The sequence below is a fragment of the Marinactinospora endophytica genome (genome assembly GCF_054780875.1).
Genome location: NZ_BAAGVM010000018.1, coordinates 54,018 through 77,689 on the forward strand (window position 1 = coordinate 54,018; position 23,672 = coordinate 77,689).

Consider the following 23,672-nt stretch of genomic DNA (forward strand, 5'->3'; position numbering starts at 1 on the left):
GGTCCTCCCCGCCGGCACCGGTCACACGCCGGGGACGGTTCCGGCGTCCTCCTCGCGCTGCTCGGCGGCGGCGAGGCGGTCGGCGAGCAGCGGCCCCACGGCGGCCAGCGCGGCGGGGGCGAGCAGGTCGTCGTGGGCGAAGGGCACCTCGACGCGCTCGACCGCGCCCCCGACGTAGGGCGCCCAGGCCCGCGCCGCCTCCCCGCGCGGCCCGCCGGGCGGCGCGGCCTCGACGACGAGGACGTCGCCGGGGTGGTGTCCGGGCACCCCGGCGGCCAGCAGCCGTGCGGCCAGCCGGTGGTTGGCCGCGAGCAGGCGCGGGTCACCGTGGTCGCCGGCGACGGCCGCGCCCGCCTCCCCGAAGTCGGGGGGCGTCGCGTCCGCCCCGTCCTCGCGGGGCGGGTGGGCGTGGCCCGGCGGGAAGGCGTCGAGCAGGGCCAGCAGCCCGACCCGCTCCCCCTGCTTGCGCAGGCGCACGGCCATGGCGTGGGCGAGCGCGCCGCCGAAGGACCAGCCGACCAGGTGGTAGGGGCCGTGCGGGCGGACGGCGCGCACGCGCGCCACGTACTCCTCGGCGAGCTCCTCCAGGCTGGCGGGTTCCGCGCCGGAGGCCAGCGCGGCCGACAGGTCGGGGGACTCGACACCGTAGAGGGGACGGTCCGCGCCGGTGTGGCGGCGCAGGCCGACGAAGGGCCAGGCGAACCCGCTCGCGGGGTGGACGCAGAACAACGGCGCCCGCTCCCCCTCGGCGCGCAGGACCCGCACGCCGCGCGGTGCCGGGGCGCCGTCTCCCACCGCGGTGGCGGCCGTGCCGTCGCGGGCGATGTGGGCGGCGAGCGCGGCCGGGGTGGGGTGGGCGAACAGGTCGGCGATGCGCGGGCGGGCGCCGGTGTGCTCGGCGACCAGCGCCCGCAGCCGCACCAGGAGCATGGAGTGGCCGCCGAGGTCGAAGAAGTCGTCGTCGGCGCCGACCGCGGGCAGGCCGAGGACCTCGGCGTACAGGGCGCACAGCAGCGCCTCGGCGGCGTCGCGCGGCGGGCGGCCCGGCTCGTGCGCGGCGGTGTCGGGCGCGGGCAGCGCGGCCCGGTCGATCTTGCCGTGCGCGGTGAGCGGGAGGGCGTCCAAGGTGACGAAGGCCGCGGGGATCATCGAGGGTGGCAGCGTCCGGGCGAGGTGGGCGCGCAGCAGCGCCGGGTCGACGCCGCCGTCGCCGGCGGGCACGACGTAGGCGGCGACGCGACGGTCGCCGGGTGCGGCCTCCCAGGTGTCGACGGCGACCTGGCCGACGTCGGGGTGGGCGCCCAGCGCCGCGGCGATCTCGCCGAGTTCGATGCGGAACCCGCGCACCTTGACCTGGTCGTCGGCGCGTCCGACGTAGTCGATGGCGCCGTCAGGGGTGCGGCGGACCAGGTCGCCGGTGCGGTACAGGCGCGATCCGGGCGGGCCGTAGGGGTCGGCGACGAACCGCTCGGCGGTGGTGTCCGGCCGCCCCAGGTAGCCGCGGGCCAGGCCGGCGCCGCCGAGGTAGAGCTCGCCGACGACGCCGGGCGGCACCGGACGCAGGCCCGCGTGGAGGACGTGCGCGGTGGTGTTGGCCGTGGGACGGCCGACGACGGGCCGTTCGTGGTCGGTGGTGAAGGCGGCGAGCGCGTCGACGGTCGTCTCGGTGGGGCCGTAGAGGTTGACCCCGCGGGTGGCGGGCAGTTCGCGCAGCCGCTGCCACAGCGCGGGCGGGACGGCCTCCCCGCCGACGCCGAGGGTCAACGGGTGGTGGGCGCCGTCGTCGAACAGTCCCGCGCGCACGAGCTGGAGCGCGTGGGAGGGCGTCACCTCGATGAAGTCGATGCGCGCGGAGCGGATGTGGGCGACCAGCAGATCGGGGTCGCGCATCTCCTCCTCGGAGACGACGTGCAGGGCGTGGCCGTCCAGCAGCCACAGTTGCGGCTGCCAGGAGGCGTCGAAGGCGAACGACCAGGAGTGCCCCACCCGCAGCGCCCGCCCGCCGGCCCGGCGGGCCGTGGGCCGGTGCAGGGTCTCACGGTGGCTGTGGAAGAGGTTGACGACGCTGCGGTGGGTGACGACCACCCCCTTGGGCCGCCCGGTGGAGCCGGAGGTGTAGATGACGTAGGCGGCGTGGTCGGGGCGCAGCGGGGCCGCGCGGTCGGCGTCGGTGGGGTCGGTGGCGGGTCGGTGGGCGGCGGTATCGGGTGTCAGGACCAGGCGGGGGACGCCGGCGGCGGTCGCGGCCGGCCGGTCGGCCAGGCCGGGCGAGGTGACCAGGAGGACGGGGGCGGCGTCGGTGAGCATGTGGGTGACGCGCTCATCAGGGTAGAGCGGGTCGATCGGCAGGTAGGCGGCGCCGGTCTTGAGGACCGCCAGCAGCGTGGCGACGGTGTCGGCCTCGCGGGGCAGCAGCAGCGCGACGACGCGCTCGGGGCCGGCCCCGAGCGCGATCAGCTCGTGGGCCAGCCGGTTGGCGCGCGCGTTGAGCCGGGCGAAGGTGAGCCGCGTCGCGCCGCAGACCAGGGCGGTGGCGTCGGGGGTGGCGCGCGCCTGGCGTTCGAACAGGTCGGCCAGGGTGACGTCGGCGGCGGGAAGTGCCGGCCCGGTCGCCACGGCGGCGGCCTCGGCCCGTTCCGCGGCGGTGAGCAGGTCGAGGCGGCCGATGGGGCGGGCCGGGTCGTCGGCGGCGGCCTCCAGCAGGCGCAGCAGCCGCGCGGCGACGCCCTCGACGGTGGCGTGGTCGAACAGGTCGGCGCTGTAGTCCAGGGCGCAGCCGATCCCGCCGCCGGGGTCGTCCAGGAATTCCACGGCCAGGTCGAATTTCGCGGTGGCCCCGGGCTGCGGTTCGCGCCGGACCTCGATCCCGGCCAACGGGAACTCCAGGTCGCCGGCGCGCTGATAGGCGACCATCACCTGGAACAAGGGGTGGTGGGCGGTGGAGCGCACCGGGTTGAGCAGTTCGACCAGGCGCTCGAAGGGGATGTCCTGGTGTTCGAAGGCGGCCAGGTCGGCCTCGCGCACTCGTGCCACCAGCTCGCGGAAGGAGGGGTCGGCGGAGGTGTCGGTGCGCAGCACCAGCGTGTTGACGAAGAACCCGACCAGGTCGTCCAGCGCGGGGTCGGCGCGTCCGGCCACGGGGGTGCCCAGCGGGATGTCGGTGCCCGCGCCCAGGCGGGTCAGCAGCGCGGCGACGGCGGCCTGGAGCACCATGAACACGCTGGCGTCGCAGTCGCGGGCGAGCCCGCGCAGCCGGGCGGCGAGCCCGGCGGGGACGGTGACGCGCACACCTCCGCCGCGTCCGCCGGCGACCGCGGGGCGGGGACGGTCGGTGGGCAGCGCCAGTTCGGCGGGCAGCCCGGCCAGGGCCGTGCGCCAGAACGCCGCCTGGGCGCCGACCAGGCTGTCGGGGTCGTTCTCGTCGCCGAGCAGGTCGCGCTGCCACAGCCCGTAGTCGGCGTAGTGGACCGGCAGGGGCGTCCAGGCCGGTGCCCGACCCGCGAGCCGGGCGGTGTAGGCGGTGCCGATGTCGCGCAGCAGCGGCCGGGCCGAACGCCCGTCGCCGGCGATGTGGTGGAGCAGGAGCAGCAGCACGTGCTCGTCGGGGCCGAGCCGGAACAGGTGGGCCCGCAACGGCGGCTCCTCCTCCAGCCGGAAGCCGGTCGCGGTCGCCTCGGCCAGGCGCTGCGCCAGGTCAGCCTCGTCGACCGGGTGGACCGGCAGGTCCGGGCGGGCCGCCTCGGGGGCGCGGATCACCTGCCGGGGTTCGCCGTCGACCTCGGGGAACACCGTGCGCAGGGTCTCGTGGCGGGCGACCACGTCGGCCAGTGCCGCGCGCAGCGCGGCGGGGTCGAGCGGGCCGCGCAGCCGCGCGGCGAAGGGGATGGTGTAGGTGGGGGTGGGGCCGTCCATCCGGTACAGGAACCACATGCGCTGCTGGGCGAAGGACAGCGGCAGCACTTCGGGGCGGGGCCGTGGACGCAGGGCGGGCAGTTCGCGTCCGGCCTCCAGGTGCTCGGCCAGGCGGGCGACGGTGGGCGCGTCGAAGACGGCGCGCAGCGGCAGGTCCCTGCCGAGCGCGGCGCGTACCCGCGCGACCAGCCGGGTCACCAGCAGCGAGTGTCCGCCCAGCGCGAAGAAGTCGTCGTCGATGCCGACGGCGGGCACGTCGAGCACTTCGGCGAACAGCTCGCACAGCAGCTCCTCGACGGGGTCGCGGGGCGGGCGCCCGCCGCCCGCGGCCAGGGGCTCGGCGTCGGGCAGCGCGGCGCGGTCCACCTTGCCGTTGGGCAGGGTGGGCAGCTCGGGCAGCGCCGCGATCGCGGCGGGCACCATCGCCGGGGGGAGCGTGGCGGCGAGCCGGTCGCGTAGCGCGCGCGGGCCGAGGGTGGCGCCGTCCACCGGGACCGCGTAGGCGGCCAGCGAGACGGTTCCGGTGTCGTCGGCGCGGGCGAGGACCACGCACGCGGCGACGTCCGGGCAGGCGGCCAGCGCCGATTCGACCTCGGCGGGCTCGACGCGCAGCCCGCGGATCTTCACCTGGTGGTCGGCGCGTCCCAGGAAGTCCAGTTCGCCGTCGGGCCGGCGGCGCACCAGGTCCCCGGTGCGGTACATGCGCGATCCGGGCGGGCCGAAGGGGTCGGCGACGAACCGTTCGGCGGTCAGGGCGGTGGGGCCGCTGTAGCCGCGGGCCAGCCCGGGGCCGGCCAGGTAGAGCTCCCCGGTGACCCCGTCGGGCAGCGGGCGCAGGCCGCGGCCCAGCACGTAGGCGCGCACGCCGGGGTCGGGGCGGCCGATGGGGACGCGCTCGGCGTCGGCGTCGGGGTCACAGGCGTGCAGGGTGGCGTTGACGGTGGCCTCGGTGGGGCCGTAGCAGTTGAACATGGGGCGTCCGGCGGCGAAGCGGCGCACCAGGGTCGCGGAGACCGCCTCGGTCCCGGCCAGGACGGTCATCCCCGGGGGGAGTTCGATGTCGGGGGGCAACGCCGACAGCAGCGCCGGGGGCAGGGCCGCGTGGGTGACGCCGTGGGCGCGCAGGTGGTCGATGAGCGGGGCGCCGGCCACCCGCCGTTCCTCGGGCACCGGCACGAGCGCCGCGCCGCACAGCAGCCCCATGACGATCTCCCAGAACGCCACGTCGAAGGCCGGTGAGGCGAACTGCGCGATGCGGGAGCCGGACCCCACGCCGAGCCGGTCGGAGGCGGTGGCGACGAGCTTGGCCACCCCTTCGTGGGTGACCACCACCCCCTTGGGCCGGCCGGTGGAGCCGGAGGTGTAGACGAGGTAGGCGGCGTGGTCGGGGCGCAGCGGGGCCGCGCGGTCGGCGTCGGTGAGGGGCGTGGCCGGGTGTGCCGCCACCCGCGCGGCGGTGTCCGGGTCGTCCAGGACCAGGCAGGAGGCGTCGAGGAGGCCGGCGAGCCGGGGGTGCAGGCCGGTGTCGGTGACCGCGCAGACCGGGCGGGCGTCGGCCAGCGTGGTGGCGACGCGCTCGTCGGGGTGCCCGGGGTCGATGGCCAGGTAGGCCGCGCCGGCTTTGAGGACGGCGGCCAGTGCCACGGCGAGGTCGGGTGAGCGGGGCAGGGCGACGGCGACCACGGTCTCGGGGCCGGCGCCGTGGGCGATGAGTTCCCGGGCGAGCCGGGTGGCGCGCGCGTCGGCCTGGGCGGCGCTCTCCTGCCCGTCGGCGCCGACCAGCATCGGGGCCTCGGGGTCGGCGGCGACGCGGCGGGCGAGCAGGTCGGGGAAGGTGGCCGGGCGGGTGGCGGCCCGGCCGGCCGTGTCGGTGGCGTCGGGGGTGACGGCGCGGCGGAGGCGGGCGTCGTCGAGCAGGCACAGCCGGCCCAGGGGGGCGCCGGGGTCCGCGGCGATGCGTCCGAGCAGGGTCACCAGCCACGCGCCGATCTCCTCGGCGCGCCGCCGGGGCAGCAGGTCGGGCCGGTGGCCGATGCGCAGCCGCAGGCGCCGTCCCGGCACCACTCCCAGTGACAGCGGGTAGTGGGTGGAGTCGTCCCCCTCGACCGCGGCCACCCACGCGCCGCGCTCGGGCGGCGTCGCGCGTTCCAGCGGGTAGTTCTCGACGACCACCAGGGTGTCGAACAGGGGGGTGGGGCCGGCCAGGCGCTGGATTCCGGCCAGGCCGAGGTGGTCGTGGTCCATGAGCGCGGCGCGCTCGTCGCGCATCCGCGCCAGCAGGTCGGCCACCGGTTCGGCGGGGCGCAGCCGCGCCCTGACCGGGACGGTGGTGATGAACAGGCCGATCATCGACTCGACGTCGGGGATCTCGGGCGGGCGCCCCGAGACGGTGGTGCCGAAGACGACGTCGTCGCGGTCCAGCAGGGTGCCCAGCAGCGCCGCCCACGCCGCCTGCACGACCGTGCTGAGGGTGACGCCGTGGTCGCGGGCGAGCGCGCCCAGCGCGGCGGTGACGTCCTCGGGAACGTCGGCGAGGACGGTGTCGGGCGTGTCCCGGCCGGGCCGGTGGGCGCCGGCGAGCAGGGTGGGGCCGTCCAGGTCGGCCAGTGCGGCGCGCCAGGCCGCCTCGGCGGCGGCGCGGTCGCGGCCGGCCAGCCAGGCGAGGTGGGCGCGGTAGGGGGTGGGCCGGGGCAGGGCGGTGTCGTCGCCGGCCGCGGCGATGTCGAGGAGTTCGCGCGTCAGCGGCGGCAGCGACCAGCCGTCGAGCAGGATGTGGTGGTGGGTGAGGACGAGGACGTGGTGGTCGGGCGCCGTGCGGGCCAGCGCGAACCGGATGAGGGGCGGGGTGGCCGGGTCGAAGGGAGTGGCGCGTTCCTCGTCACGCAGTCGGCGCAGCGCGGCGGCGCGGCCCGCCTCGTCGGCCCCGCTCAGGTCGGTGTCACGCCAGGCCAGGTCGACGCGGCGTGGGACGAGGGCGACGGCCTGGCCGTTGCGGCGGCGGCGAAACGCCGAGCGCAGGTGGGGGTGGCGGCGCAGCAGGGCGCGGGCGGCCTCGCGCAGCGCGGCCGGGTCGAGCGGTCCGCGCAGGTCCAGCGCGACCTGGACGGTGTAGACGCCGGGGTCGTCGTCGCGTCCGCTCTCGAAGAGCAGCCCCTCCTGCAAGGGGGTCAGCGGGAGGATGTCCTCCAGGCCGGTGGGGGTGTTCACGACAGTCTCCACTCCGCTTCGAATTCGTCGATCTCGTCCTGGTCGAGCGTCACGAGGGACAGGTCGGACGGGGTGTGCCCGCCGGCGTGGGGGTCTTGGGCGTGCGCGGCGATGCCGCGCAGGTGGTCGAGGAAGCCCTCGGCGAGGGAGCGCACCATCTCTTCGGCGAGCAGTCCTTCGGGCCAGGCCCAGGTGGCCACCAGTTCCGGGCCGGCGGCGCCGTCGCGGGTGAGCGCGGTGACCTCCAGCGGGTGGGCGACGGGCATGGCGGGGTCGGCGCCGGGCGGGATCTCGGTGGTCTCGGGGGCGACCGCGAAGTCCGCGCCGTCGTCCCCGTCGGGGACGCTGAGGCGGCCGAGGTAGTTGAACAGGATCTCCGGTTCGCCGCCGGCGGTCTGCCGGTCGGCGGCGGGGGTCAGGTAGCGCAGCAGCCCGTATCCGGCGCCGCGCGCGGGCAGCGACCGCAGGTGCTCCTTGACCCGTTTGAGCGCCCGTCCGGCCGCGGGGCCGCCGCGGCGCGCCTCGGCCACGTCGATGTCGGCGAGGTCGGCGCGGATCGGGAAGAGGCTGGTGAACCAGCCGACCGTCTCCGTCAGGTCGACGTCGGCCCGGCCCACCACGGCGGGTTCGCGGCCGTGCCCTTCGAGGTGCAGGGTCACCGGCGCGCCGGCGCCTCCCCGGCCGCGTCGGGCGCGTTCCGCGGCGACGGCCAGGGCCAGCGCGGTGACGAGCGCGTCGTCGGCGCCGGCGGAGAACGCCTCGGGGACCCGGGTGAGCAGCGGCGTGGTGGTCTCGGTGGGCAGGACGGTGACGTGGCGGCGCGTGGTGGCCGCCGTGTCGCGGGCGGGGTCCGGTTCGCGGTGGGCCAGCCGTGGCCCCGGGTCCGCGGTGATCTGGTGCCACAGTGCGGCTTCGCTCGCGCGTGCGGGGTCGGTCGCGGCGGCGTGCAGCATCCGCGCCCAGGCGGCGAAGGAGGTGCCGCGCGGCAGCGTGGCCAGACGGCCGGGTCGGGTCCAGGCGCGGGCCAGGTCGGCGCGCAGGATGTGCCAGGACACCCCGTCCACGGCGAGGTGGTGGACGACGAGGAGGAGCCGTCCGGGCGCGTTGCCCCGGTCCAGCCAGGCCGCGCGCACCATGTCTCCGGCTGCCGGGTCCAGCCCGGCCTGCGCGGCGGCGGCTTCGGCCCGTACCAGGGCGCGCAGCCCGGCGTCGTCGAGCCCGGTGGCGGGGACGCGGCGCAGGATGCGTTCGGCGGGCACCGTCCCCTCGGGGGGCGCGGTCAGCCTCCAGGTTCCGTCGGCGTCGCTGTCCAGCCGCGCGCGCAGCATGGCGTGGCGGTCCAAGACCTCCTGGAGCGCGGCGGTGATCCGCTCGGTGTCGGCGCCGGGCGGGGTGCGCAGCAGCATGGCCTGGCTGAAGCGGTCGATGGGGCCGCCGCGCTCGCGCAGCCAGTGCATGATCGGGGTGAGCGCCACCTCTCCGGTCCCGTCGTCGTCGCCGGGGCGGGGGGCGGCCGTGGCCTGGCGCGCCAGTGGCGCCAGGCGGGCCGGTGTCTGGTGGGCGAACACCTCGGCGGCGCCGATCTGGAGTCCGCGTTCGCGGGCGCGGGCGACGAGCCGGATGGCGAGGATGCTGTCGCCGCCGAGCGCGAAGAACCCGTCGTCCACCCCGACCCGGGGCACGCCGAGCACGTCGGCGAACAGCTCGCACAGCGCGGCCTCGACCTCGCCGCGGGGGTCGCGTCCGCCGCCGGCCCCGGCGGCGAGGTCGGCCGCCGGCAGGGCGGCGCGGTCGATCTTGCCGCTGGTGGTCAGCGGGAGGGCGGCCAGCACCACGACCGCGGCGGGCACCAGGTGGGCGGGCAGCCGGTCGGCCAGGGCGGCCGCCAGGTCCCCTCCCGTGGGGGTGGCACCGGGTTCGGGTTCCACGTGGGCGACGAGGTGGCGTCCGCCCGCCGGGGTGGTCTGGACGGTGACCACGGCGGCGCCGACGCCGGGCAGCGCGGTCAGGGCCGCCTCGACCTCGCCGGGCTCGATCCGCACCCCGCGGATCTTGACCTGGAAGTCGGTGCGGCCGAGGAACTCGATCGCGCCGTCGGCACGGCGGCGCACCAGGTCACCGGTGCGGTACAGCCGGGCTCCGGGGTGGCCGAAGGGGTCGGCGACGAACCGTTCGGCGGTCAGGTCCGCACGCCCCAGGTAGCCGCGCGCCAGCTGGACGCCGGCGAGGTAGAGCTCTCCCGACACCCCCGGTGGCACCGGGCGCAGCGCCGCGTCCAGCACGTGGGCGCGGGTGTTCCACACCGGATGGCCGATCGGCACGCTCGGCCCCTGCGTCACCCGGTCGGCCGGGAACGCGGTGACGTCCACCGCCGCCTCGGTAGGCCCGTACAGGTTGTGCAGCCGCGCCTGCGGCAGCACCGCCGCGAAACGCGCGGCGGTCGCCGTGGGCAGGGCCTCGCCCGAGGCGAACACCTGGCGCAGCGTGGCGCACCCGGCGGCGGCCGGCTCCTCCAGGAAGGCGCGCAGCATCGACGGCACGAAGTGTGTCGTGGTCACGCCGTGCCGCTGGAACAGCGCGGCCAGCCGGGCCGGGTCGCGGTGGACGCCCGGGTCGGCGACGACCAGCGGGACGCCCGCGGCCACCGGCCAGAACAGCTCCCACACCGACACGTCGAAGGTGGCCGGGGTCTTGTGCGCCACCCGGTCGGCGGGGCCGAGCGGGTAGGCGGCGGCCATCCACTCCAACCGGTTGACGATGGCCGAGTGGGGAACCACCACCCCCTTGGGCCGGCCGGTGGAACCGGAGGTGTAGATGACGTAGGCCGGGTGGTCGCCGCGCAGCGGAGCCCTGCGGTCGGCGTCGGTCAGCGGGGCGTCGGAGTGGGCGGCGAGTTCGGCCGCGGTGGCGACCGCCTCGGGTACCAGCGTCTCGACCTGCCCGGGGAGCCTGGAGACCGTCTCGGTCGAGGCGATGACGAGGAGGGGCCCGGCGTCGTCGAGGACGGCGGCCAGGCGTCCGGCCGGGTCGTCGGGGTCCACCGGCAGGTAGGCCGCGCCCGCGCGCACCACCGCGTGCACCGCCACCAGGAACGCCGTCGAGCGTTCCACGGCCACGGCGACGACCGACTCCGGTCCCACACCGCGCGCGATCAGCGCCCGCGCCAACCGGTTCACCCGCGCCTCGAATCCGGCGCGGGTCACCTGCTCGGTGGCGGTTTCCAACGCGACCGCGTGGGCGGGGGCGGGCGACCGGTCCAGCAGGTCGGGCAGGGTCTGCGCGGTGACCGGGTGGCCGGTGGCGTTGCCGGCCCCGATCGCGGCGCGTTCGGGGTCGGTGAGCAGGTCCAGGCCGGAGGGGCGCAGGCCGGGACGTTCGGCCACCCGGTGGAGCAGGCCGAGCAGGCGCTCGGCGATGCCCTGCGCGGTGGTGCGGTCGAACCGGTCGGTGGCGTAGCGGACCACCACGCGCGCCCCGTCCTCGCCCGGGGTCTGGACGAACTCGAATTCCAGGTCGAAGCGCGCCGCCGCCCCCATCCCGTCGTCGATCCGGGTGTCCAGGCCGAACAGCCGCTCGGGCCGCTCGGGGCGGATCTGGTGGGTGACCATCACCTGGAAGAGGGGGTGGCGGCCGGGCGCGCGCTCGGGGGCGAGTTCGTCGACCACGTGGTCGAAGGGCAGGGCGGCGTGGGCGAGCGCGTCGAGGCCGGTGGCGCGGATCCGCTCCACCAGTTCGGTGAAGGCGGGGTCGGCGGAGAGGTCGGCGCGCACGACGACCGTGTTGAGGAAGAAGCCGACGAGGTCGTGCAGCGCCTCGTCGGCGCGTTCGGTCACGGCGGTGCCCAGCGGGATGTCGGTGCCGGCTCCGAGCTTGTGCAGCAGCAGCGCGACCGCGCTCTGGAACACCATGAACGGTGTCGCGCCGTGGGCGCGGCCCAGCTCGGCGAGGGCGGCGGCCAGGGCCGGCGGCACCTCGGTCTCCACCGCCGCGCCCACGCCGTCGCGCCTATCGGGGCGGGGCCGGTCGGCCGGCAGCGCGGTCTCCTCGGGCAGGCCGGCCAGGACGCGGCGCCAGTGGGCGCGCAGCCGCGTCTGGGTGGAGTCGGGGTCGGTGGGGTCGCCGAGCAGGTCGCGGCGCCACAGCGCGTAGTCGGCGGGGCGCACCGGCAGGGGCGTCCAGTCGGGGGCGTGTCCGGCACGGCGGGCGGTGTAGGCGGCGTCGAGGTCGCGCAGGAACGGTTCCTGCGACCACTCGTCCACCGCGATGTGGTGGAACACCAGCAGCAGGACGTGCCGCTGCCGCCCGACGCGCACCAGTGTGGGGCGGAACGGGGGGTGGGCGCGCAGGTCGAAGGGGCGGCGCGCGGCCTCGGCGAGCAGGGCGTCGGGGTCGCCGCCCGCCGCGTCGGCCACCGCGAGCGGGGTGCCTTCGGCCAGGACGTCCTGGCGGGGTTCTCCTCCCTCGTCGGGGAAGACGCTGCGCAGGATCTCGTGCCGGTCGGTGACGTCGGCCAGTGCCGCGGCCAGCGCGGTGGCGTCGAGGTCGCCGTCGATGCGCAGCGCCCAGACCACGTTGTGGGCGGCTCCCGGGTCGAGTGTCCCGGCGACCCACATGCGGCGTTGGCCGTCCGACAGCGGCAGGCCGCGTTCCCCGGTGACGCGGCGGCGCAGCACCGGTCCGCCCGTGGCCGGGGTGTCGGGGGTGGCGCGGGCGGCGAGGAGGGCGGCGAGCGCCGCGGGGGTGGGGGCGTCGAACAGGGCGGCGACTCCGGCGTCGGTCTCCAGCCGGGCGCGCACCCGGTTCATGGTCCGCGCGGCGGCCAGGGAGTTGCCGCCCAGCGCGAAGAAGTCGTCGTCCACCTCGACGCGGGGCAGGCCGAGCACGTCGGCGAACAGCTCGCACAGCGCGGCCTCGACCGGTCCGGCGGGGGCGCGCCGTCGGGCGGGCGCGGTCCCCGACGCCGGGGCGGGCAGGGCGGCGCGGTCGATCTTGCCGCTGGTGGTCAGCGGGAAGGCGGCCAGCACCACGACCGCGGCGGGCACCAGGTGGGCGGGCAGCCGGCCCGCCAGGGCGGCGCGCAGCTCCTCGGGGTCCAGGCTGGCTCCGGCGCGCGGTGTGACGTAGCCGATGAGGGCCTGGTCTCCTGACGCCGTGGCGCGGGCGACGACGAGCGCGGCGCCGACGCCGGGCAGCGCGGTCAGGGCCGCCTCGACCTCGCCGGGCTCGATCCGCACCCCGCGGATCTTGACCTGGAAGTCGGTGCGGCCGAGGAACTCGATCGCGCCGTCGGCACGGCGGCGCACCAGGTCACCGGTGCGGTACAGCCGGGCTCCGGGGTGGCCGAAGGGGTCGGCGACGAACCGTTCGGCGGTCAGGTCCGCACGCCCCAGGTAGCCGCGCGCCAGCTGGACGCCGGCGAGGTAGAGCTCCCCTGGAACGCCCGGTGGCACCGGGCGCAGCGTCGCGTCCAGCACGTGGGCGCGGGTGTTCCACACCGGATGGCCGATCGGCACGCTCGGCCCCTGCCCGGCCTGGTCGGCGGGGAAGGCGGTGACGTCCACCGCCGCCTCGGTGGGCCCGTACAGGTTGTGCAGCCGCGCCTGCGGCAGCACCGCCGCGAAACGCGCGGCGGTCGCCGTGGGCAGGGCCTCGCCCGAGGCGAGGACCCGGCGCAGCGCGACGCATCCGGCGGCGGCCGGCTCCTCCAGGAACACCTCCAGCATCGACGGCACGAAGTGCGCCGTGGTCACGCCGTGCCGCTGGAACAGCGCGGCCAGCCGGGCCGGGTCGCGGTGGACCCCGGCCGGGGCCACGACCAGGGTCGCGCCGGCGAGGAAGGGCCAAAACAGCTCCCACACCGACACGTCGAAGGTGGCCGGGGTCTTGTGCGCCACCCGGTCGGCGGGGGTGAGGCGGTAGTGGTCCTGGGTCCACAGCAACCGGTTGACGATGGCCGAGTGGGGGACCACCACCCCCTTGGGCCGGCCGGTGGAGCCGGAGGTGTAGATGACGTAGGCGGGATGGTCGGGCCGTGGTTCGGGGAGTTCTCCGGGGGCGGGAGGCGTGGCGGGCAGGCGCGCGAGACGGTCGCGCACCCGGGGGTCGGTCACGACGAGGCGTTCGACGCCGGCCCGTTCCGGGACGCTCGCGGCGCCGGCGTCGTCGAGCAGCAGCAGGGCCGGGCGGGCGTCGTCGAGGACGGCGGCCAGCCGCTCGGCCGGGTCGCCGGGGTCCACCGGTAGGTAGGCCGCGCCCGCGCGCACCACCGCGTGCACCGCCACCACCAGCTCCGCCGAGCGTTCCATGGCCACGGCGACGACCGTCTCGGGTCCCACACCGCGTGCGGCCAGCGCCCGAGCCAGCCGGTTCACCCGCGCCTCGAACCCGCCGCGCGACAGTCGCGTCGGGGTGCCCGCGGCGTCCTCGTGGATCAGGGCGGTGGCGTCGGGGTCGGTGTCGTGGGCGAGCAGGGCGGTCAGCGTGGTCTCGGGCAGCGGGCGGTGGGTGGTGTTCTCCGCGGCGAGGAGGGCGCGCTCGGCGGGGAGGAGGACGTCGAGCGCGCCGATCGGGCGCGCGGGGTCGGCGACCGCGGCGTCGAGCAGGCCGGTCAGGCGCTGGGCGAACCGCTCGATGGTCACCCGGTCGTACAGCGCGGTGGCGTAGCGCACCACGCCGTCCAGGCCGTCCACGCCGGGGCGTTCGATGAACGCGATCTCCAGGTCGAACTTGGCGCCGGGGACCACCAGGTCCTCGGTGGTCGAGCGGGTGCCCAGGAGGGACCCGACCCCGTCGGGGCGGATCTGGTGGGAGACCATCACCTGGAAGAGGGGGTGGCGGCCGCGTGAGCGCGTCGGGGCGTGGAGGTCGACGACCTCGTCGAAGGGCAGGTCGGCGTGGTCGTGGGCGCGCGGGTCGCTCGCGCGCACCCGCCCCAGCAGTTCGGCGAAGGACGGGTCGCCGGACAGGTCGGTGCGCAGCACCAGGGTGTTGAGGAAGAAGCCGACGGCGTGGTGGAGCGCGGCGTCGGAGCGGGTGGTGACCGGCGTGCCAATGGGGATGTCGTCGCCGGCGCCCATCCGGTGGAGCAGGGCCGCCACGGCGGCGCGCAGCACCATGAACGGGGTGGCGCCGAGGCGCGTGGCCAACTCGGTCATCGCCGCGCGCAGCCGGGCGGGCACGGTGAAGCGGACCAGGTCGCCGTGGGTTCCGAGGACGGCCGGCCGGGGCCGGTCGGGGGGCAGGGTCGCCTCGTCGGGCAGGCCGGCCAGGGCGGAGCGCCAGTGGGCGCGCAGCCGGGCCGCCGTGGAGCCGGGGTCGGCGGGGTCGCCGAGCAGGTCGTGGCGCCACAGCGCGTAGTCGGCGTAGTGGAGCGGGAGCGGCGCCCAGTCGGGGGCGTGTCCGGCGCGGCGGGCGGTGTAGGCGGCGTCGAGGTCGCGCAGGAACGGTTCCTGCGACCACTCGTCCACCACGATGTGGTGGAACACCAGCAGCAGGACGTGTTCTGCGGGGCCTGCCGGGAACAGGACCGCGCGCATGGGCGGCCCCGCCGCCAGGTCGAACGGCTCGGTGGCGGCGGCCATGAGCCGGGCGGGGTCGGCCCCGTCCGGGTCGACGCGCAGGAGGGCGGTGTCGCCGGGCTCGACGACGCGCTGCTCGGGTTCGCCGTCGACCTCGGGGAAGCGGGTGCGCAGGATTTCGTGCCGTTCGGCGACGTCGGCCAGTGCCGCGGCCAGCGCGGTGGTGTCGAGGTCGCCGCGCAGCCGCAGCACCCAGGGGACGTTGTAGGCGGACCCCGGGCCGTCGAGCCGGTCGATGAGCCACAGGCGGCGCTGCTCGGGTGACAGCGGGAGGCGGTCGGGGCGTTGCCGACGGGAGGGGCGGGCGCCGCCGCGTCGCGCGTCGGCCAGGCGGTGGGCGAGCGCGGCCGGGGTGGGCGCGTCGAACAGGTCGCGCACGCCGGCGTCGACCCCCAGGTCGGCGCGGATGCGCCCGGCGACGCGGGCGGCGGCCAGCGAGTGGCCGCCCAGGGCGAAGAAGTCGTCGTCCGCGCCGACCCGGGGCAGGCCGAGCACGTCGGCGAACAGGTCGCGCAGCGCGGCCTCGAAGGGGCCGGCGGGCGCGGGGCCGGCGGGCGCCTCCCCCCGCGTGGCGGGGGCGGGCAGGGCGGCGCGGTCGATCTTGCCGTTGGCGGTGAGCGGCAGCGCCTCCAAAGCCACCAGTGCCGCGGGCACCATGTAGCCGGGCAGCCGGTCGGCCAGCGCCGCGCGCACCGCGTCGACGTCGATCTCTGCGTCCCGGGCCACCAGGTAGCCCACCAGCGCGGGCCGGCCATCCGCTCCGGGGCGCGCGACGACGACGGCCTGGCCCACGCCGGGCTGGTCGGCCAGCGCGGCCTCGACCTCGCCGAGCTCGATGCGAAAGCCCCGGATCTTGACCTGGTGGTCGACGCGGCCGAGGAAGTCCAGCGTCCCCTGCGGGCTCCAGCGCGCGAGGTCGCCGGTGCGGTACATGCGGGTTCCGGGCGGGCCGTAGGGGTCGGCGACGAACCGCTCGGCGGTCAGGCCCGCACGCCCGGCATATCCCCGGGCCAGCCCCGCGCCCGAGATGTACAGGTCGCCGACCACGCCGTCGGGCACCGGGCGCAACGCCGCGTCGAGCACGCGCACGGCCGTGCCCGCGATGGGGGTGCCGATGCGGACGGGGGTTCCGGCGCGCACGGGTGCCGCGGTGGACCAGATGGTGGTCTCGGTCGGCCCGTACAGGTTGGTCACCGACGCCGCACCGCCGGCCAGCGTCTCGGCCAGGTCCGGCGGCAGCGCCTCGCCTCCCACCAGCACCCGCAGCCCGCGCACCGCCCCCGGGTCCTCCTCGGCCAACGCCCGCCACAGCGTCGGCGTCGCCTGCATGATCGTCGCCTGTTCGGTCTGCGCCAGGTCGGCGAGCGCGCGCGGGTCGCGCACCGTGTCGGGGTCGGCCAGGACCACGGTGGCCCCGGCCAGCAACGGCAGGTAGATCTCCAACGCCGAGATGTCGAACCCGACCGTCGTCACCGCCAACCACCGGTCGCCCGACGTCAACGGGAACCGCTCCCCCATGTCGGCCAGGAAGGCCGCCAGGGCGCCGTGCGGCACCACCACGCCCTTGGGCCGCCCGGTCGAACCAGAGGTGTAGAGGACGTAGGCGGCCGAATCCGGACCGACCGGCTGGGCGGGGAGGGGGGAGCCGTCGTGGTCGGGGAGGCCGGCCGGGTCGTCGAGGAGCAGCAGCGCAACGTCGTCCGGCAGGATCTCGGCGGTCTCGCCCGTCGCCACGGCGAGGACGGCGCCGGCGTTGGTGAGCGCGTGTTCGATGCGGGCGGCGGGGAACTCCGGGTCCACCGGCAGGTAGACCGCCCCGCACCGCTGCACCGCCAGCAACGCCACCACCAGGTCCACCCCGCGCGGCACCGCAACCGCCACCACCCGCTCCGGCCCCGCGCCGCGCGCGGCCAGAGCGCGGGACAGGCGTTCCACCCGCTCCGTCAGCCCGGCGTAGGTCAGCTCGCGCCCGCCCGCGCGCACCGCGACCGCCTCCGGCGCGCGCCGCGCCACCTCGGCGACGCGGTGGGGCACGGGTGCGAACGGGGCGGAGGCGCGCCCTTGGGCGCTCTCCAGGCGTCGGCGCTCGGCCGCGGTGAGAACGTCCAGGTCGCCGACGCGCCGCCGCGGGTCGGCGGTGACCTGGGCGAGGAGGCGTTCCAGCCGCCGCGCCGCGGTCAGCGCGGTGGCCTCGTCGAACAGGTCGGTGGAGTAGCGCAGGCTCGCGGCCAGTCCCGGGGTTCCCGGGCGTTCGGCGAACACGAACTCCAGGTCGGTCTTTGCCGTGGCGATGTCGACCGGTTCGACACGCGCCCGGGCTCCCAGGAGTCGGCTGTGGGCGGGGTCGCGCTGGTAGGTGAGCATGACCTGGAACAGCGGGTGCCGGCCGAGGGAGCGGGACGGGTTGAGGTGTTCGACGACCCGGTGGAACGGGGCGTCGGCGTGGGCGAACGCGGTGACGTCGCGGGCGCGGACCCGTTCCAGCAGCTCGGCGAAGGACGGGTCGCCGGAGACGTCGGTGCGCAGCACCAGCAGGTTGAGGAACAGGCCGACGAGGTCGTGGGTGGCGGCGTCGTCGCGTTCGGTCACCGGCGTGCCGATGGGGATGTCGTCGCCGGCGCCCATGCGGTGCAGCAGGACGGCGACCGCGGCCTGCACGACCATGAAGACGGTGACCCCGCTGCGGGCGGCGAGCCCGCGGATCTCCTCCAGCAGGGCGGCGTCGACGCGCACCGGGATGGTGGCGCCGTGGCCGCTGGGCTGGGCCGGACGGGGTCGGTCCAGGGGCAGGGTGGCCTCCTCGGGCAGGCCCCGCAGCTCCGCCGCCCAGAAGGCGAGCCGGGCGGACATCGGAGAGTCGGGGTCGTCGGGGTCGCCCAGGTGCGCGCGCCGCGCCAGCGCGTGGTCGGCGTAGTGGACCGGCAGCGGCGCCCAGTCGGGGGCGTGTCCGGCGCGGCGGGCGGTGTAGGCGGCGTCGAGGTCGCGCAGGAACGGCCCCTCCGACCACTCGTCGGTGGCGATGTGGTGGAAGGCCAGGACGAGGACCTGTTCTTGGGGCGCGGTCCGCAGCAGGGCGGCGCGGACGGGCACGTCCGTGGTGACGTCGAAGGGGCGGTGCAGGATCTCGGCGACCCGCCCGGCCAGTTCGGCCGGTGTGATGTCGGCGGTCTCCAGGAGGCGGGGCAGTTCGTCGGGGGGCAGGATGCGCTGGCGGGGGCCTTCGGCGTCGTCGGCGTAGACGGTGCGCAATGGCTCGTGGCGGACGGCGACGTCGCCCAGCGCCGTGGCCAGCGCGTCGGCGTCGACCGCCCCGGTCAGCCGCAGCGCGACCGGGACCGTGTAGGTGGGCGAGGGGCCGGCGAGCCGTTCCAGGAACCACAGCCGCTCCTGGGCGTGGGAGAGCGGAAGGCGTTCGGGGCGGGGGCGCGCGGGGGCGGGATGCGTCGGCTTCCCGGCCGTGGCGAGGGCGGCGGCGCGGCGGGCGAGCGCGGCGGGGGTGGGCGCGTCGAACACGTCGCGGATGCCGACGCGCGCGCCCAGCCGTTCGCCCGCGCGCGCGGCGAGGCGGGTGGCGGCGAGGGAGTCGCCGCCGAAGGCGAAGAAGTCGTCGTCCGCGCCGATCCGGGGCAGGCCGAGCACGTCGGCGAACAGCTCGCACATCTGTTCCTCGGCCGCGTCGCGTGGCGCGGTCGCCCCGGCCGTGGCGGCGAGGTCGGGGGCGGGCAGGGCGGCGCGGTCGATCTTGCCGTTGGCGGTGAGCGGCAGCGCCTCCAAGACCACCAGCGCGGCGGGCACCATGTAGCCGGGCAGCCGGTCGGCCAGCGCCGCGCGCACCGCGTCGGTGTCGGGGGTGCTCCCCGGGGCGGGCACGAGGTAGCCGACGAGGCGGGGGCCGCCGGGGCCGCCCTCGCGCGCGACGACGACGGCCTGGCCCACGCCGGGTTGGTCGGCCAGCGCGGCCTCGACCTCGCCGAGCTCGATGCGAAAGCCCCGGATCTTGACCTGGTGGTCGCTGCGTCCCAGGAAGTCGAGGGCGCCGTCACGGCGGCGCCGGGCGAGGTCGCCGGTGCGGTACATGCGGGTTCCGGGCGGGCCGTAGGGGTCGGCGACGAACCGCTCGGCGGTCAGGTCCGCCCGCCCCAGGTAGCCGCGCGCCAGCCCCGCGCCCGAGATGTACAGGTCGCCCGCGACGCCCTCGGGCACCGGACGCAGCGCCGCGTCGAGCACGTGGACGTCGGTGTTGGCGATGGGGGTGCCGATCGTGACCGGCAGGTCGGCCAGGACGGGTGCCGTGGTGGACCAGATGGTGGTCTCGGTCGGCCCGTACAGGTTGGTCACCGACGCCGCACCGCCGGCCAGCGTCTCGGCCAGGTCCGGTGGCAATGCCTCGCCTCCCACCAGCACCCGCAGTCCGCGCACCGCCCCCGGGTCCTCCTCGACCAACGCCCGCCACAGCGTCGGCGTCGCCTGCATGACGGAGGGGCGCTCGGCGGCGATCGTCCGGGACAGTTCCCGTGGATCGCGCACCGTGTCGGGGTCGGCCAGGACCACGGTGGCCCCGGCCAGCAACGGCAGGTAGATCTCCAACGCCGAGATGTCGAACCCGACCGTCGTCACCGCCAACCACCGGTCGCCCGGTGCCAGTGGGAACCGCTCCCCCATGTCGGCCAGGAAGTTGGCCAGCGCGCGGTGGGACACCACCACGCCCTTGGGCCGCCCGGTCGAACCAGAGGTGTAGAGGACGTAGGCGGCCGAATCCGGACCGACCGGCTGCGCCGGTAGCGGCTGCGGCTGCGGCTCGTCGTCGGCGCTCGGGCCGACCAGGACACGGCGGGCGCCCGAGGGCAGGGCGGCGGCGAGCCCGGAGGTGGTGATCAGCAGCTCGGCCCCCGAGTCGGTGAGGACCTGTTCGATGCGGGCGGCGGGGAACTCCGGGTCCACCGGCAGGTAGACCGCCCCGCACCGCTGCACCGCCAGCAACGCCACCACCAGGTCCACCCCGCGCGGCACCGCAACCGCCACCACCCGCTCCGGCCCCGCGCCATGGGCGCGCAGCCGGGCGGCGAGCCGGCCGGCCGCCTCCTCCAGCCCGGCGTAAGTCAGCTCGCGCCCGCCCGCGCGCACCGCGACCGCCTCCGGTGAGCGCCGCGCCACCTCGGCGACCAGTTCGGCGACGCCGTGGTCGGGGATCGCGCGGCGCGGCCCCCGGCACACCGTCGCCATCCGGCTCTGTTCCCGGGGGGTGAGGACGTCGAGGTCGGCGACGCGGTGGCGGGCGGGGGCCGGGGCGGTGAGCGCGCGTTCGAGCAGGTGGCACCACCGGGTGAGGTGCTCCGCCAGTTCGTCGGGGCTGTGGCGCGCGGCGTTGCCGTTGAGGGTGAAGCGCAGCCCCTCCCTCTTGTCGGGGGAGCCGTTGACCGACAGGGACACGTCGTCGACCGGTCCCTCGGACAGCGTGTGGGTGGTGGCGGGCACCCCGGCGAAGTCGAGGTCGTAGTCGAAGGCCTTGATGTTGACCATCGGGCCGTGCAGCAGCGTGCCGCGTCCCACCAGGTTGAGGTCGCGGCGGATGTCCTCGGCCCGGTAGCGCTGGTGGGCGCGCAGGCCGCGCATCGCGGCCACGGTGCGGGCCACCAGCTCGGCGAGGGTGTCGCCGGGGCCGACGGCCAGGCGCAGCGGCAAGACGTTGACCACCATCGAGGGGGTGCGCAGCGCCGCCGAGCCGAGCCGGCCCATCGCCGGCAGGCCGAGTAGGACCTCGCGCGCGCCGGTGCGCCGGTGCAGGTAGCCGGCGAACAGCGCCACCAGCGCCTCGGCCCAGCTCGCCCCCGTCTGCTGCGCCAACGCGGCCAGCCGCCGGGTGAGCTCGGCGTCCAGGTCGCCGCGCGCCGGGGTGGCGGCGCGCGGAGGGGCGGGGGGCGCGTCGCCGAGCAGGACCGGTTCGGGCCGGTCGGCGAGCAGGTGTCGCCAGTACTGCCGGTCGGCGCTGTGGCGCGGCGAGTCCGCGTAGGCGGTCTCCTCGGCCACCACGTCGGCCAGCCGGCCGAACCTGTCGTCCGGCCGCTGTCCCCGCGCCAGCCGGGTGTAGACGTCGGCGACGCGGCGGGCCAGCGTGGTGATGGCGTAGGCGTCGGCGACGATGTGGTGGTAGCGCTGGTACCACAGGTGGTGGTCCTCACCGAGGCGCAGCAGGGCGAAGCGGTGCAGCGGTCCGACCGTCGGGTCGACCGGGGTGGCCATGTCCGCGCGCATCCAGGCCAGGGCCGTGGCGCGCGGGTCGGCCTGTCCGCTCAGGTCGATCAGGTCCGGGGGTGTGCCCGGCCCCTCTTCCACCCGCTGGTAGGGCGTGCCGTCCACCTCGACGATGCGGGTGCGCAGCGCGTCGGTTTCGGCGGTGACATGGCGCAGCGCTCCGGTGAAGGCCTCGGTGTCGATCCGGCCGGGCAGGTCGGCGTACTGCCCGACGTTGTAGATCGGGTTGTCCGGATCGACCCGCTGGGCGTACCAGACGCCGCCCTGCGCTCCGGTGAGGGGCAGGAGGCCGGTCGGTGCGTGCGTCATGACGTGCGTTGCTCCCGGTTCACGAGATGGCTGGCTGGGGAGGGAGGGGCCGGTGGCCGGGGTCGTCGGTCAGTCGACGAGGAGGCGGGTCCAGGCCGCCAGGGTGGGTTCCTCGGCGAGTTCGGCGAAGTCGGTCCGGGCGCCGGCGCGGCGCCAGGTCTCCACCAGGCTCATGAGCCGGATGGAGTCCATGCCGAAGTCGAGGAGGTCGTCGTCGTCCCCGATCGTCTCGGCTGGTTCGCCGAGGACCCGCGCGACGTCGGCGCGCAGTTGTCGGGGGGTCAGCCCGGCGGGTCGCTGGGCGGGGGTGGCGGGGTTGTCGGTCACACGTGCTCCTTGAGGGGGCCGGGGACGCCGCCGGCCGGGACCGGCTCGCCGTGGGGGGCGCGGGCGGTGATGGAGGCGAGGATCTCGCCCACGCGCACCGCGACGTTGGACAGCAGCGAGGAGGAGATGCCGTGGGTGTGCTCGGTCCCGCCTTGCAGGTAGACGCCGCAGGTCATCTCGTCGGTGGTGGCGAGCCGGTAGTCGCGCTGGACGACCGGGCGGCCCGCGGTGTCGGTGAGGCAGTGCCGGGCCAGGTCGCCGAGGAGGTCGCGCGGGTCGGCGGCGCGGTAGCCGGTGGCGAAGACGACGTGGTCGGCCTCGATCGGCGTCTGCTTGCCGCTGGGCAGGTGCTCGACGGTGACGGTGACCCCGTCGGGGCGCTCCTCCACCGAGACGACCCGGGAGGTGTTGAGCAGCCGCAGCCGTTCGGTGCCGTTGACCCGGTCCTGGTAGACCCGGCGGTACAGCGCGTCGATGAGGTCGGGGTCGACCACCGAGTAGTTGGTGTTGCGGTGGTAGCCCATGATCTCGTCCTTGATCTCCTGGGGCGCGTCGTAGAAGGCGTCGACGGCCTGGGGGTCGAAGATCCGGTTGGCGAACGGGCTGTCGTCGGAGGGGCTGTAGCCGTAGCGGGCGAAGACCGCGTCGACGGCGGCTTCGGGGAAGGCCCGGTAGAGGTGGTCGGCGACCTCGGCGGCGCTCTGGCCGGCGCCGACCACGACGAAGCGGCGCGGGGCGGCCTGCGGTCCCAGTTCGGCGAGCCGGTGCAGCAGGTGCTCGCTGTGCCAGATCCGCGCCGAGTCCGTCAGGCCGGCGGGCAGCCGTGGCGTGAGTCCGGGGGCGAGCACCAGGTTGCGGGCGCGGTCGCGCCGGACCTTGCCCTCGGCGTTGCGCGAGAGGACGTCGAGGTGGGTGATGCGTCCACTGTCGTCGCGCACCGCCTCCACGGCGAACGCCTCGTGTCCGTAGACGACCTGGTCGGCGACCCGCCCGGCGCACCAGGCCAGGTAGTCGTGGAACTCGGTGCGCAGCGGGAACAGCGTCTTGTGGTTGATGAAGTCGTGCAGGCGTCCCACCTGGTGCAGGTAGGACAGGAAGCTGAAGTCGCTGGCCGGATCGCGGGTGGTGACGAGGTCCTTGAGGAAGGACACCTGCATCGTGGCGTCCTCCAGGAGCATGCCGCGATGCCAGCCGAAGTCGGCCTGGCGTTCGAGGAAGAGCCCGCTCGGCGCGGACTGGGAGGCGGAGGGGCGCCGTTCGTGCAGCGCGATGGCGAGCGCCACGTTGGACGGGCCGAACCCGATTCCCACCAGGTCGTGGACCTGCTGGGGCGAGGGCGTGGAGGTCACGGTGTTCCCTTCGATGTGGTCGCGGTTCAGGCGTGGGAGGCGACGGTGGCGGCCGGGGTCGATGACAGGGCCGTGGTGACGGCCTGGGTGGGCAGGACGGCGGCGCAGCACTGCGCCGCGTAGTCCAGCGCGAAGCGGTGGTCGGCGGCGGAGAAGTCGGCCACGGCGTCGGCGACGAGGAACGGCTGGATGTCGCGCATGAAGGCGTCGGTGGCGGTGACCAGGCAGCCGATGTGGGCGTAGACGCCGGTGATGAGGAGCTGGTCGCGTCCCTGTTCGCGCAGCAGGTCGGCCAGGCCGGTGCGGGCGAAGGCGCTGTAGCGCCACTTGGTGAGCAGCACGTCGCCGTCGGCGGGCGCGACCCGCGCGGTGATCTCGGTGTGTTCGGGGATCGCCCGCATCCCCGCCCCCCAGAAGTCGCGTTCCAGTCCCCGTTCGTCGGGGTCCATGTCGCCGGGTTTGGCGGTGTAGAACACCGGCACCCCGGCGGCGTGGCAGGCCGCGCGCAGGAGGGCGATGTTGTCCAGCGCCGGGGCGAGCGGGGAGGTTCCGGCCGCGAAGGGGCGCAGGAAGTACCCCTGCATGTCGTGGACGAGCAGCGCGGCCCGCTCGGGGTCGGGGCTCCAGGCCGCCCGGTTGGGCGGCAGCTCCTCGGGACCGGGCAGGTCGTAGGGCTCGATGCGGGGCAGGGAACGGGACGTCATGGGCGTCCTTTCCGTCCGTGGTCGGGGCGTGGGCG

Annotated in this window: 5 protein-coding genes; all 5 read right to left on the reverse strand. The window is 76.4% G+C overall.

Annotated features, from left to right (window positions below):
- Positions 1-21 precede the first annotated feature (21 nt).
- The 5 genes from ACYVHU_RS25060 to ACYVHU_RS25080 all read right to left on the reverse strand — a co-directional run bounded on the left by ACYVHU_RS25060 (position 22) and on the right by ACYVHU_RS25080 (position 23,637).
- Positions 22-7,119, reverse strand: coding sequence for a non-ribosomal peptide synthetase (locus ACYVHU_RS25060; protein WP_498949657.1), 7,098 nt, complete (start codon positions 7,117-7,119; stop codon positions 22-24).
- A complete protein-coding gene (locus ACYVHU_RS25065; protein WP_498949658.1) occupies positions 7,116-21,257 on the reverse strand; it encodes a non-ribosomal peptide synthetase in 14,142 nt (4,713 codons plus the stop codon). The genes ACYVHU_RS25060 and ACYVHU_RS25065 overlap by 4 nt, the downstream gene beginning before the upstream one ends.
- A 69-nt stretch (positions 21,258-21,326) precedes the next feature.
- On the reverse strand, positions 21,327-21,584 hold the full coding sequence (locus ACYVHU_RS25070) for a phosphopantetheine-binding protein (protein WP_432939897.1): 258 nt from the start codon (positions 21,582-21,584) through the stop codon (positions 21,327-21,329).
- Positions 21,581-22,933 carry a lysine N(6)-hydroxylase/L-ornithine N(5)-oxygenase family protein gene (locus ACYVHU_RS25075; protein WP_498949661.1) on the reverse strand — a complete coding sequence of 451 codons (1,353 nt, stop codon included), beginning with the start codon at positions 22,931-22,933 and terminating at the stop codon, positions 21,581-21,583. The genes ACYVHU_RS25070 and ACYVHU_RS25075 overlap by 4 nt, the downstream gene beginning before the upstream one ends.
- A 26-nt stretch (positions 22,934-22,959) precedes the next feature.
- Positions 22,960-23,637: an isochorismatase family protein gene (locus tag ACYVHU_RS25080; RefSeq protein ID WP_078764188.1), complete on the reverse strand. Its 678-nt coding sequence runs from the start codon at positions 23,635-23,637 to the stop codon at positions 22,960-22,962.
- Between the last annotated feature and the right edge of the window lie 35 nt (positions 23,638-23,672).

Excerpts from the sequence above, each read along its gene's own strand:
- ACYVHU_RS25065 (WP_498949658.1), bottom strand. The coding sequence starts at position 21,257 with ATGACGCACGCACCGACCGGCCTCCTGCCCCTCACCGGAGCGCAGGGC.
- ACYVHU_RS25080 (WP_078764188.1), bottom strand. The coding sequence starts at position 23,637 with ATGACGTCCCGTTCCCTGCCCCGCATCGAGCCCTACGACCTGCCCGGT.